This is a genomic window from Algoriphagus ornithinivorans, from assembly GCF_900115305.1.
Classification (GTDB): Bacteria; Bacteroidota; Bacteroidia; order Cytophagales; family Cyclobacteriaceae; genus Algoriphagus; species Algoriphagus ornithinivorans.
This window is the reverse complement of record NZ_FOVW01000006.1, coordinates 17102-29548: the sequence shown is the minus strand read 5'-3', so window position 1 is coordinate 29548 and position 12447 is coordinate 17102. Positions and strand designations below refer to the sequence as shown.

The following is a 12447-nucleotide window of genomic DNA, read 5'->3' as shown; positions in this document are numbered from 1 at the left end:
TATCTATTTAATTTTTTTTGTGTTTCTACTAAAATCCTTCCCGTCATTCGGAGGGACAGGCCCTTGCATCTTTTAATGAAGTATTTCTAATTATTTCTACTGAATTTTCTATAGTTCCATACCTACGGCATGGAGATGGGTTTGTGCTCATTTTTGCTACCTAGCTAAAATCCCTACGGGATTGGATATTCCCACAATGTTTATCGAATATCTTGCTGGCACGGTGATACCGGTTCTTATTGGAAATTCTGCGCCAGCGTTAGAGGATAATTTACCTACCTTACCTCGGGTTGCACCCGAGGCTATTGAGGGGTTTAAGCCCTTCAGGCTTTTCATTAAGGAGGCAAAACGGAGCAGAGTGAACATTGAACCATAAACTATTGAACCAATAAATTCATCAATAATATCCAAGAGCCTTGGGGCTCTATTACTCAATTAACCAATTACACAATTACTCCTTTTATTGCCGAAGGCATATTTCTAGTTATTTCAATTGTATTTCTTTTAAAATCCCCCTTGCCCCCTTTTAATTTTTCTCACTTCTCCGAAATTTGTATAAAGGTCCAAAGGGGGAATTGATCCGTATTTCGCCGAAGGCATATCTTGATAATATCTTAAAAATTATCTTCTGAATATTTCGCCACAAGCGTATTTCTATTTATTTCCACTGTATTTCTAATCTACCTTGCCACAGGCATATCTTTTTATCTTGAAGAGTATCTTCTAAAATATTTCGCCGAAGGCATATCTTAATTGTAATATTTAAAATCTACCAAGCAATTCCATAGTCATCTCCATAATTGGAGCTTCCTCCCCAGAAACTGCCGTGTTTCCAGTCAAACCAAATGGCATTGATAGGTCCTGAAGTTCTTGGCCAGAAATCCATGATATAGCCTTTTTTCATTAATTCTGCTCTTATCCAGGTAGGTGTATCATCTCTTAATGACATGGCGCCTGGTTTAATCTCATGAGCCCCAAAAGAGCTTTGCATTTGGTAAGAATTGATATTCGCAGCCTCTGCAGCTTCCTGCACATCCATGTCAAATTCTACAATGTTTAGGAAGTATTGTAGCAGGTTTTGGTCTTGAGAGTCTCCGCCTTGAACAGCAAATGATAAAAATGGCTTTCCATCTTTTAAAGCTAGGCTTGGAGTAAGAGTTACCCTTGGTCTTTTTCCTGGTTCAGGTAAATTATAAGGATTTAATTTTTCGTCTAATACAAAGCTTTGCATACGCTGAGAAAGTCCAACGCCTGTATTCCCTGCAATCACGGCCGGAACCCATCCACCACTTGGAGTTACAGAAACTACCCAACCTTCTGCATCTGCTGCTTGAATAGAAGTGGTGCCACTTTGAAATTCCTGTAAAAAAGGATCATTTGGACCCTGAATTGGCATTCCTGGATTATTGATCGCCATTGAATTATCGGAATTATTCAAAAGGCTTTTAAACGGATTACTTCCTCCCTGAAAAGGGTAAGGATCGCCAGCCTTGATGGTTGGATCGTTTTTATCTTTGATTAGCTTGGCTCTTTCTTTGGCATATTCTTTTGAAAGAAGGCCTTTTATTGGACTTCTAGGCTCGAATGCTGGGTCTGAGTAATAAAAGTCCCTATCAGCAAAAGCCAAATTCATCGCTTGGTAAATCGTATGGATATATTCGGATGAATTATAGCCCATTGATTTCAGGTCAAAGTTTTCGAGGATATTTAAACTTTGTAACAAAGCTGGGCCCTGAGTCCATTCCTGAAGTTTATAGACCTCTATACCTTTGTAATTCACAGACAAAGGCTCCTCAATTTTCACTTTCCAATTAGCTAAATCTTCTTCTGTGAACAAGCCACCTTGCTCTTGAGTACCTCTGACAATTTCTTTTCCAATATCTCCCCTGTAGAATCTATCATTAGCCGCATAGATGGCCTCTTTTCTTGATTTTCCATTTGCCAAAGCCTCTTTTTCGGCATTCACCAATTTCTGTAATGTTTGGAAAAGATCTTCCTGTACAAATATTTCACCCGCTTCAGGTCCTTCTTTATCTTCTCCTAAGTGAGGTAAAAATATCTTTTTGGAATAAGGCCATTGCTTGATCCGCTCTTTTCCGCTTTCAATGCTATTGGCTGTTTGTGCCTCTATAGGATATCCTTTTGCGAGTTGCATGGCAGGCTTTAAAACCTGCTCCAAACTCATGCTTCCATATTCAGCCAACATGGTCATCAAACCTCCAGGAGTGCCAGGAGTAGTTGCTGCTAATGGACCATATGCAGGTGGGTAATCCATTCCTTTAGACTTATAAAAATCTACTATTGCGCCTGTGGGAGCCACTCCCATTGCATTGATAGCAATTACTTTCTTCAAACCCGGATGGTAGATTAAAGCTTGTGTTTCTCCACCCCAAGAAAGCACATCCCACATGGTAGCTGTAGCAGCAAGCATAGCACAGGCAGCATCTACTGCATTTCCACCTTGCTGAAAGATAGTAGCACCTGCAGTGGCTGCCAATGGTTTACCAGTGATGGCCATCCAGTTTTTACCATGTAAAACAGGCTTATTGGTTGGAGTTTGGCCTGGAGCTAAACCCGGAAGACTTTGCCCTATAACTGCTAATGGAAATAAAGCAAGGACAATCAGTATCAGTTTTTTCATATGATTACTATTTATTTTTTAAAGGCCATTACCTGTCCCGATAATCGGGATGGAATCCCTGCCTGCTGCATGCAAGTCACATATTTTCCTCGATACATCGGGGCCCTGTGTGTCAGCTCCGACATGCTCGATCTCATTGGGTTAAGGATTTTTTTCATCCAAATCGTCCAGAAGCTGGCTCATGATGGGCCTGAATCCGGGAAATTGGGAATTGTATTGGGTGAATAGTTTGAAGATAGCATTTGGGTCTTTAATATTTAAGCTATTATCCCCGGCAAATTCTTCCATTTCCTCAGCATCCTCACCGAAAATCAGGAAGAATTTCTTTCTGTTCTTAGGTACTTCGATTACATTTTTACCCTCGAGATAATAGTAAATGTTTCTTTTGATGATCTGATCATTTCGCTGACCTACCATCAAGGCTGTATTATAATTGGATTCTTTGAAAATTGCCATAGTTCTTCGCATGAGTGGTAATTCTCCATCTACCAAAACTTCAAAAAAGCCTGAAATTGGACTTCCTTCATCTCTGAAATCCATCCCATTGACAAAGTATCTTGGGACTCTGTGGGTAGAGTCCACCCAAACTATATTCTGAATTCTTAATCCCGGCATGACGGAAACGAGATTATTTTCCGGCTCCATCAATTCAAACATATTCGAGACAATATTATATCGTACCCGAAACCCTTCCAGCATTTGCTGATCTCTGTAGAGTAGGATGGAGGCTGAATTCCATTTGGGATCTAAATAATTGTTCCCTTCCAATTTTTTTGGTTCAGGTGCTATTCCATACACCATGTTGCCACCAATAAAATTAGGCCGTTCATTGATAAGCCTCAGAATATTGTCGGATCTGATCGTTTTCTGTAGTGCGGCTCCGCTTCCTTCCGCTCCAAATCGCACCAAAAACAAATCACCCAGATCTGTATCTTTTTGAAGGTTAACTACTCTCTCCAAGCGATTATATCCTTCAAGGTTGAGAGATAGGGTATACTTATCTTCCGGTAAATCTTTGAATTCAAAATTACCACCGGCTACACTTACCCTGCCATAAGCAGTTCCTCTAAGAGTAACACTCACTCCATCGAGATAATTATTGGATTCTGAATCCAAAACTCTTCCGGACAGCGTAAAATTTTGAGCACTTGCCCAAAAAATGCTCACTAAAAATAAGATTGATGTTATAAATAGTTTTGGGAATAATTTCATTGTAATAGTTACATATAGTGGGAATATGAAATATAGGTAAATCATAGGTCCTGATCAACAGTTCAAAAAGTATGGCTGGAATTTTAGGACTACAGGCTATAATCTTTTGCAAATTGGCATACCTAGGGAATTAGAGTTATATTTGAAAAGGCTCGGCCTGAAGTTTTTAATCATTAAATAATCCCAAATTGGATTTCTCATCATTTAATTTCGAATCTTCTTTACAAGAAGGATTGGATGCAATGGGTTTTGATCAACCCACACCTATACAAGAAAAAGCAATTCCTGTCATTATAGAAGGTAAAGATTTAATCGCCTGTGCTCAAACAGGAACTGGTAAGACAGCTGCTTTTATTCTGCCTGTACTGAACAAAATAAGTAAGTCTGGCTCCAATAATTTAAACACCCTGATTTTAGCACCTACCCGGGAGCTAGCCATTCAAATAGACCAGCAAATACAAGGCTTTGCCTATTTCTTGGGAATAAGCTCTATCCCAGTATATGGTGGTGGAGATGGCTTGGTTTGGGAGCAGCAAAAAAAGGCTCTAGAAACAGGAGCGGAAATTGTGGTTGCTACCCCTGGAAGACTCATCGCGCTATTGGCAGGAGGAAAAATTGATCTCAGCTCTTTGGAACACCTGATTTTGGATGAAGCTGACAGGATGATGGATATGGGTTTTTCAGATGATATTTTGAAAATCGTGAATTATCTGCCTAAAAACAGGCAAACAATCCTGTTTTCAGCAACTATGCCTCCAAAAATCAGAAGCTTCAGCATGAAGATTTTGAATAAACCAGAGGAGATTTCAATTGCTATTGGAAAAACAGCTGCTGGAGTTACTCAGTCCATGTATTCTGTATATGATACCCAAAAAGAGGATTTGGTATCCCATATTTTATCTCAAAAAAACTATGAAGCAGTAATCATCTTTGCCTCAACAAAGGATAAGGTGAAAGCTCTTTATAAAGCTTTAAAGAAAAAGTTTGATGTAGAAGCCTTTCACTCTGATTTGGAGCAGCTTGAAAGGGAAAAGATCATGTCTGCCTTTAAAAACAGAGCTGTAAAAATCTTAGTCGGAACGGATATTATTTCAAGAGGAATTGATGTGGTAGGTATTGAGTTGGTGATCAATTATGATACCCCAAGTGATCCAGAAGATTACGTGCACAGAGTGGGTAGAACTGCTAGGGCGGATATGGAAGGAGAGGCCATCACTTTTGTAAATCCTAAGGACCAATACAAGTTTGTCAGGATCGAAAACCTGATTGGCATGGAAGTAACTCAAGTGCCGCTTCCAGAGGGATTTGAAAAAGGACCAGATTATAGTCGAGAGCCAAAGAAAAAGTCTGGAGATACTTTTAAATCAAAAAATAAGAAGTCAGGATTCTCAAAGAATAAAGGAGGTTTTAAGGCCAATCCTCATAAAAAGAGAGAGAATTTTGATTCCTCTGCACCCAAATCAGCTGAAATCCCTCAAGAGAAGAAAAGTACATCTAAAAAGCCAGGAAAATTTGGGCCAAGGAGAAACGTGATTGATGACGCAGGCTAAGAATTAGGTTTGCTAAGTAATATTTTCAGTCAACAGCTATTCATATGATCAAGGAATTAATTGAATTATTTGAAAGAGATTTAAAAAGATTAGGGAAAGAGTTAGAGGCTTTTAAGAAGGAAGAAAATCTTTGGAAAACTCAGGGAGGAATTAGTAATACCGCGGGAAATCTGATCCTCCATTTAAATGGAAATTTGCGAACCTTCATTTGTAAAGAAATAGGAGGATTCGATTACACGAGGGACAGAGATTTTGAGTTTGCAGGAAAAGGTGTTTCCAGAGAAAAAATGGGAGCTGAGATTGAATTGGTTTCTAAGCAATTAGTAGCAAGTCTGGAAGGGTTAAATGAAGAAACCTTAAATCAACCTTATCCCGAGGAAAAATTTGGGTACCCTATGACATACAACTTTTTCTTGATGCACCTTTATGGACATTTTAACTATCATTTGGGTCAGATCAACTATTTAAGGAGAATTTTGGAAGGATAATTTGAATCCAAAATAAGCTTGTCATTAAATCAAAACGCCCTGCTGAATAGCAAGGCGTTTTTAATTAAATTAAAATCTACTTTCAGATTTTTAGTATAGCATCCTGAAGCGAATCGTTCCCGGAATTGTTTTAAGTGCTTCAATCGCATCGGGAGAATAGGCCTTGTCAATATCAGTGATTACGTAGCCTATTTTTTCATTTGTCTTCAAGTATTGACCAACGATATTGATCTCAAAGTTTGCCAAAATCTGATTGATTTTCGCCAATACTCCCGGCTCATTTTGGTGAATATGGATCAGTCTATGAGCATCTTTCAGGAATGGTAATTGGATATTTGGAAAGTTTACAGAGTTGAAAGTATTCCCCGTATTGATATACTCCATGATTTTACCAGGAACAAATCGAGCGATATTTTCCTGAGCTTCCAAGGTGCTTCCTCCAATATGTGGAGTTAGAATAGTATTTGGTAGGCCAATCAATTCAGAAACAAAGGGTTCACTATTGTTCTTTGGTTCCTCTGGGAAAACGTCAACTGCACAGCCTCCCAAATGGCCGCTTTCCATTGCCTCTTTCAATGCTTCAATTTCTACTACATGCCCTCTACTCAAATTGACCAAAATTGCACCCTTTTTCATCTTTTGGATTCTCTTTTTGTCCAAGAGGCAATTATTGTCTTTTCGACCGTCCACATGGAGAGAAACAATATCACAGGTTTCCAGTAGCTGGTCTAATGAGTCTAGTTTTGTTGCATTTCCAAGGGCTAGTTTTTCTATTACATCATAATAGAAGACATTCATACCCATGTTTTCTGCCAAAACTGAAAGTTGGGCACCAATATTTCCGTAGCCTACGATTCCTAACTTTTTACCCCTGATTTCAAAGCTTCCGCTAGCAGACTTATCCCACTTACCCTGATGCATATTGACTGATTTATCAAAAAATCCACGCATCAAGAAAATGATTTCTGCGATAGCCATTTCTACTACAGAACGGGTATTACTAAAAGGCGCATTGAAAACTGCAATTCCCTTTTCCTGACAGGTTTCCAGGTCAATTTGGTTAGTCCCTATACAAAAGGCTCCAATAGCAATCAGGCGATTGGCATTTTCTAATACCTTTTTGGTCACGTTAGTCTTAGACCTGATTCCAAGAATAGATACATTTTGAATTTTCTCACAAAGCTCTTCTTCGCTCATTGCTGAGCTTACGACTTCAACCTGGTATCCTTCTTCTTTTAATAACTCGACTCCGATCGGATGAACGTTTTCAAGCAGCAGTACCTTGATTCTGCTTTTGGGATAAGAAAACTTGGTATTTAGCTTATTGATGTATAAAATTTCATCCAAACTAGGGGCTACGTGATCCGCTTGAGAAGCTACTTTCGGGCGATGAACATTTTCCGTGAAAGCATAGAATTTATTCGCCAAACCAGAAGCTTTGATTTCATAGTCGGTATACCCATCACCTATCACATAGATATCACCCTCCAAATTGATCTTTTTGATGGTTTCTGCCTTGCCGTTGTTTTTGGATAGGGGATTATCTCTATTGAAGTCTACAATCTTTCCAGACTCATCGTAGACGAATTCATTGGCAAATACATTTTCCTTTTTGATACCATAATCAGCTACAATCGGAATTATGAAATCCTTGAATCCATTGGAAATTATGAATATATCATCTGCATTTTCCTGTAAAAACTCTTTATTCCTTTCGAAGGATTTGGATACTTTCTTTTTCAAAGCATCAATCAAGTCTGAAATCTGAGCTTTGTTGGCTTTGAGAATATCCAATCTTAGCTCCAAACTTTCGCGGAAAGTCACCGAGCCCTCCATCCCTTTATCTGTAATATCTTTGATGGCCTGAAGTTTTTCTTCCGCTTTTGGATCGCCACTGAGGGAGATTTCGCCCAAAATATCCAAGGCTTCTACCTGAGTAAAGGTACTGTCAAAATCGATGATGAATTTTTTGGTTTGAGACATGTGCAGGGTCTTATTGAGAATTCTCTGTAAAATTAGCGTATTGTTAAAAAAATTGAAGTTTTATTAGAGATTTTGTTTCAAATAGTTTTGAAAGTAGGATTTTCCGCAATCGATTGTGTGGTTTTAAACAAAATAGAGGCTGATTTCTTTGAATCAAAACAAGCGTATTAAATTTTTATACTGCGCTCTTTCATTCTATTTTTACAGTAAAATATTCAGCTATGCATAAGTCAACTATCTACTCACTTTTAATCGGACTATGTTTTATCAGTCTTTCATGCTCTAATTCCAAAGATCCGTACGCTGACCTTCCTCAGCATGAAATGGGAAAAGTCATTGGCGAGGTCGAGTCGGTACCTGGGAAATTTGGAGAAAATATGGACGGAAACTTCCAGCTTGCTCAATTAAGCTCCATGATGGAAGAGGTGGAAAAGACTGGATCTTACGAAGGAGTTATTCAAGGCGAAATCAAAGAAGTATGTACCAATAAAGGCTGCTGGTTTTCCATGGATTTACCTAATGGAGAAAGCATGAGAGTTACATTTAAGGATTATGGATTCTTTTTGCCTACTAACAGTCAAGGCTATCCTATAATCATAAAAGGAGTGGCCAATATGGTTGAAACTGATGTAGAAACCCTAAGACATTTTGCTGAAGATCAAGGCAAATCAGAAGAAGAAATAGCAAAAATTACAGAGCCGAAAAGAGAAATCACCTTTGAGGCAAGTTCGGCAATCATTCAGGAGAAAGCGTAAATGGCAATAGCGTTAGATAATCTTCGAGTAGGAAGAAGGTATGTGTTGGTCAATCAAGGCGAGGTTAGAAAACTCGAGATTATGGCTAGGCTTCATGGAGATAACTTTAAGGTGAAAGATCTGGAAACCTTGGAGTATTATACCATTGAAGAGCTTTTGCAATGGGGCAAAGGAAAAGATTATGATTTGGACGAAATCAGGTAAATGTAAAAACCCTGATCAAATCCATTTATAAAAATTAAACGCCTCCTTCACAATCAAGTGAGGAGGCGTTTTCAGTTTTACGATCAGTGTCTTGATCGATTCAAATTTTCTGTGCTTGAATGAAAAAGAGCTTTGAGAAGTAAGCTAATTTTTAATGCATGGACCTGAACCCGGGTTCATAAATGATTCTCACAAAACTTCCCAATCCTCTATTGGGATTATCTATAGGAATGGCACTGACAATGCCAACCATTAGGTTCTCGGCCAAGCCCACCCTCATTTGAGGCCTTAATACGGTCTGGAGATTCCCATCGTTCAAAACCTTGTTGATTTCTACCCCTATGAAGTTTCTGGTTCCAGAAATCATGTAATGGAAATTGGAATTGATTTCATATTCAACATGAGATCTGCCACCAAACTCTTTTTCGATGCGGGGTCCCGTATAAACCAAGGTATGATAATTAGTGCCCCATCTTTTTGCCGCTATTAAAAAGGGATTGAAAATGTTTCCTTTGAAAGTGCCCTCATTTTCCCATCTATCGAATCCTCTCATTTCAAATTCATGGATGTAACCCAAGGCCATGGAGATATTTTGTTTTTCCTTGACTAAGAAAGTCCACTGCGTTGCCAGTTTGATCGACTCCAGTCTATTTTCGGGCTGACTATTTGGGTTTTCCAAATTTCTAAAGGAATAGAAGGAAAATGGGAGTTCGACCTCGAAACCTAAGCGGTCAATAGGGGCCCATTCGTACTCCACTAAGGCATGGAATTCATCAAAATCTCTTCTGTCATCCATTCCAAAGCCTATGTTCCATTCCTTTTCCCCCTTTCTTGCACCCAAGTCACGGATCAAGTCAATGTAAAGTGGCTCAGCATGGAGAACCTTTGGCTTTTTGTATGAAATATCGGGCTGTTCTACCTCCCGGATAAAGACTGAGTCTAGGTATTGTCTTTCTAATTTGGTACTGTCAGTTTCTGTTTGGCCGTATGCATTCCATGTCAGGCAGACTGCAAAAGCCGCCGTAAATATTTTTTTCATTATGGTTCCTGTTTAATTTGAGTTTGAAAACTGCCTTAATTAATCAGGATCTATCGGGAGGGGGAGGAGTGAGGGAAAGTAGAGGAGAAAGTGTCTTTTTAACCAAAGACCAATCTTTTTTCTCCAATAAAAATAATTCCGGTTTCAGAGTAAGTTCTGGAATCAAACACTGATAAACCTTTAATTTTTTCAGTGATTTGTCTTCTTGATTGGTCCCATTATCAGGGATAACATCTCCATCACCATCTAATATGTATTCGAAAATAACTTCGGATATATTATCAATAGGATCATCTAAGTACATTTTAGCACGACCTTCAACGCCTCCTTCATAAAAATTTGCGGAGAGGTTAATAAAATTGATAAGGAGAATGTAGGAAAAAACCCTTATCCAAGTTGCATACTTACTTGTTGATCGAACTGACAATTTGATATTCTTTTTTCAGCTGCAAAATTAACGAACTTATTTAGCCTAGGTTGTTAATTTTCATAAAAAGAAGAATGTGCTGGAAGTCACTGACAACTTTTGAATAATTAGTACCTTCGTGGTAAACATAAAAGAAGATGTCAAAAAGTCTAGCTGGCGCAATTGTAGAAGCCAAATGTCCACGTTGCAGGAAAGGAAATATCTTTTCTGTTTCAATCTTTAGTTTCAATAAATTGACTGATATCAAGCATTCCTGCGAAGTATGTAATGCTAGTTTTCAGCCAGAACCGAGATTTTACGACGGAGCAATGTACATCAGTTATGCCTTTTCCGTGGCATTGGTGATAGCAGTTTTTGTGGCGATTAATGTGTTGGTAGACGTTCCCAAGCTATGGATGTATTTAACAACCATAGTGGTGATCAACTTGGTTTTGCTCCCGGCTATGCTCCGATATTCTAAAGTTTTGTACTTATATGCAGTCGGAAAACTTAAATATAAGGAAGGCTATTAAAGATATTTTTTCGGGGAGAAACTGACCAAAGCTAAACCTATACTTACCAAACTTAAAAAGAAAAGTGCCGGAAGGCCACCGATCACCGAAAGGATTCTGACTCCGTCAATTCCTGAAAAGTTGATCATTATCCAGGCTGTTGCACCTATTAAAATTCCCCAAAAGATTTTTATCGAACTGGGAACATGAAAATCATCTTCTGCTCCGCCTCTCATGCTCAAACTAGCCAAGCCTTCGGTGCTGGAGTCAGCAGCAGTGACATAGGAAATAAACATGGCGATCAAAAATATTCCTGCAAAAAGGGGATAGTAACCTATTTCTTCAAAAACTAAGTAGATGATGGATTCAGGCCCCCTATCTACAAAAGAATCTAGAAATTTATCAGGGGATATTAAAGCCAAATCGAGGGTACTTCCTCCAAATATCCCCATCCAAATCAAACAAAATAGTGCTGGGAAAAACCAGGAAACCAAGAGGAATTCCCGCACTGTTCTTCCAATAGCAATTTTCCCTAAGAATAATGCTGTAATAGGTGCCCAAGCCATCCAAATAGCAAAATTGAAGGTAGACCAATCATAAGTCCACTGCTTATTTTTCCCGGAGATTTGAAGGCTGAGATCCAGAAAATTTGAGAAATATTGCTGGAAGCCCAACATAATATTCTTTAGAAATTCCCCATTAGTTAAGATCAAAAAGAGGCTTATAAAAATCAGGAAAAAACCCAAGTTGAAGAGAGATAAGTTTTTTATACCTTTTTCTATGCCTGATTTAGCAGAAATTACAAATGTGAAGACTATTAGCACAGTAACTAAAGAGGAGGATAAAGAGAAACTCACATTAGGGAAAATATTTTGAATCCCGCCTGAAAGACTCAAAATCCCTGCTCCCAGAGACGCAGCCATCCCAGCCACTAAAGCAAAGAGACTGATCATATCTACTAATGATTCTGAAAATTTTGACTTTTTTGTTCCCAAAGTAGGTTTAAGCATCAGCCCCAATCGAAACTTATTCTTCTTTTGATGATACATCAATCCAAAAAGCAAAGCAGGAACAGCATAGGTAGCATAAGGAGTGAAGCCCCAGTGAAAAAAGAGAGCACCCAAAGCAAATGATTTGGCAGCCTCAGATTGATGTTCGATTGGAAAGAACTCAGGAGGGAAGAGAAAATGAGAAAGTGGTTCTGCACTTCCCCAAAATAGAATTCCCACTGCAATAGTGGTACAAAGGACAATTGCAAACCAAGAAACAGTATGTAATCGAGGTTTAGCATTTTCGCCTCCTATTCGGTATTTTCCCAAAGGTGAAAAGAATACCCATCCAATTAATAGAGTCATTAAGAAAGAAAGCCAACTAAATCCCAGTGAAAAATTAATAAGTATCCAGTTTTGAATCTCCCTCATCTTAAGGTCAAAAACTCCGGGGTATAAAATGGAGAGAACTACTGCAAAAATGAGCAGAATTACGGGTGGCCAAAAAACCGATTTTCTTACTGGAAGCTCGGGAGGAAACTGCATTCAAATGATCAATTAAAAAGATTTCAAATCAATTTTCAGGAATGTAAGTTATGAATATACATTTAACTGATTATCCGCATTCATGCCAGTTTCCTTATTTTCTTTGATTGGCTGGTTGGAAG

11 protein-coding genes are annotated in these 12447 nt (G+C 38.6%); 5 read left to right on the top strand and 6 right to left on the bottom strand.

Features of this window, described 5'->3' with window-relative positions; genetic code table 11:
- Positions 1-769: 769 nt before the first annotated feature.
- Together BM073_RS10135 and BM073_RS10130 are read right to left on the bottom strand one after the other, a co-directional pair.
- Positions 770-2641 carry a gamma-glutamyltransferase family protein gene (locus BM073_RS10135; protein WP_091653814.1) on the bottom strand — a complete coding sequence of 624 codons (1872 nt, stop codon included), beginning with the start codon at positions 2639-2641 and terminating at the stop codon, positions 770-772.
- A gap of 141 nt (positions 2642-2782) precedes the next feature.
- The gene (locus BM073_RS10130) at positions 2783-3808 is read right to left on the bottom strand and encodes a carboxypeptidase-like regulatory domain-containing protein (protein WP_245756396.1); all 1026 of its coding nucleotides are present in this window, start codon (positions 3806-3808) and stop codon (positions 2783-2785) included.
- Positions 3809-4041: 233 nt separating this feature from the next.
- Here BM073_RS10130 and BM073_RS10125 point away from each other — a divergent pair, with 233 nt between their 5' ends.
- Both BM073_RS10125 and BM073_RS10120 read left to right on the top strand, forming a co-directional pair.
- Positions 4042-5403, top strand: a complete 1362-nt coding sequence (locus BM073_RS10125) for a DEAD/DEAH box helicase (RefSeq protein ID WP_091653810.1) — start codon at positions 4042-4044, stop codon at positions 5401-5403.
- Between the two features lie 44 nt (positions 5404-5447).
- Positions 5448-5891: a DinB family protein gene (locus tag BM073_RS10120; RefSeq protein WP_091653809.1), complete on the top strand. Its 444-nt coding sequence runs from the start codon at positions 5448-5450 to the stop codon at positions 5889-5891.
- A 90-nt stretch (positions 5892-5981) separates the two neighbouring features.
- On the opposite strand, the gene serA is transcribed toward BM073_RS10120, so the two are convergent.
- Entirely contained in the window at positions 5982-7874 is a 1893-nt protein-coding gene (gene serA / locus BM073_RS10115; protein ID WP_091653807.1) for a phosphoglycerate dehydrogenase, read from the bottom strand.
- Between the two features lie 221 nt (positions 7875-8095).
- Here serA and BM073_RS10110 point away from each other — a divergent pair, with 221 nt between their 5' ends.
- Positions 8096-8629, top strand: coding sequence for a DUF4920 domain-containing protein (locus tag BM073_RS10110; protein ID WP_091653805.1), 534 nt, complete (start codon positions 8096-8098; stop codon positions 8627-8629).
- A complete protein-coding gene (locus tag BM073_RS10105; RefSeq protein ID WP_091653803.1) occupies positions 8630-8833 on the top strand; it encodes a hypothetical protein in 204 nt (67 codons plus the stop codon).
- Between the two features lie 151 nt (positions 8834-8984).
- On the opposite strand, the gene BM073_RS10100 is transcribed toward BM073_RS10105, so the two are convergent.
- Positions 8985-9872 (bottom strand): HAEPLYID family protein, encoded by an 888-nt coding sequence (locus tag BM073_RS10100; protein WP_091653802.1) that lies wholly within the window; start codon positions 9870-9872, stop codon positions 8985-8987.
- 43 nt (positions 9873-9915) lie between these two features.
- Positions 9916-10299, bottom strand: a complete 384-nt coding sequence (locus BM073_RS10095; protein WP_139217477.1) for a hypothetical protein — start codon at positions 10297-10299, stop codon at positions 9916-9918.
- 137 nt (positions 10300-10436) lie between these two features.
- Between BM073_RS10095 and BM073_RS10090 the strand changes: the two genes are divergently transcribed.
- Positions 10437-10811 (top strand): DUF983 domain-containing protein, encoded by a 375-nt coding sequence (locus BM073_RS10090; RefSeq protein ID WP_091653799.1) that lies wholly within the window; start codon positions 10437-10439, stop codon positions 10809-10811.
- On the opposite strand, the gene BM073_RS10085 is transcribed toward BM073_RS10090, so the two are convergent.
- Positions 10808-12325: a BCCT family transporter gene (locus tag BM073_RS10085; protein ID WP_091653797.1), complete on the bottom strand. Its 1518-nt coding sequence runs from the start codon at positions 12323-12325 to the stop codon at positions 10808-10810. The two genes, BM073_RS10090 and BM073_RS10085, sit on opposite strands and share 4 nt — an antisense overlap.
- Positions 12326-12447 lie beyond the last annotated feature (122 nt).

Coding starts and splice junctions, on each gene's coding strand:
- BM073_RS10135 (WP_091653814.1), bottom strand. CDS start 2,641: ATGAAAAAACTGATACTGATTGTCCTTGCTTTATTTCCATTAGCAGTT.
- BM073_RS10120 (WP_091653809.1), top strand. CDS start 5,448: ATGATCAAGGAATTAATTGAATTATTTGAAAGAGATTTAAAAAGATTA.
- serA (WP_091653807.1), bottom strand. CDS start 7,874: ATGTCTCAAACCAAAAAATTCATCATCGATTTTGACAGTACCTTTACT.
- BM073_RS10110 (WP_091653805.1), top strand. CDS start 8,096: ATGCATAAGTCAACTATCTACTCACTTTTAATCGGACTATGTTTTATC.
- BM073_RS10105 (WP_091653803.1), top strand. CDS start 8,630: ATGGCAATAGCGTTAGATAATCTTCGAGTAGGAAGAAGGTATGTGTTG.
- BM073_RS10100 (WP_091653802.1), bottom strand. CDS start 9,872: ATGAAAAAAATATTTACGGCGGCTTTTGCAGTCTGCCTGACATGGAAT.
- BM073_RS10090 (WP_091653799.1), top strand. CDS start 10,437: ATGTCAAAAAGTCTAGCTGGCGCAATTGTAGAAGCCAAATGTCCACGT.
- BM073_RS10085 (WP_091653797.1), bottom strand. CDS start 12,325: ATGCAGTTTCCTCCCGAGCTTCCAGTAAGAAAATCGGTTTTTTGGCCA.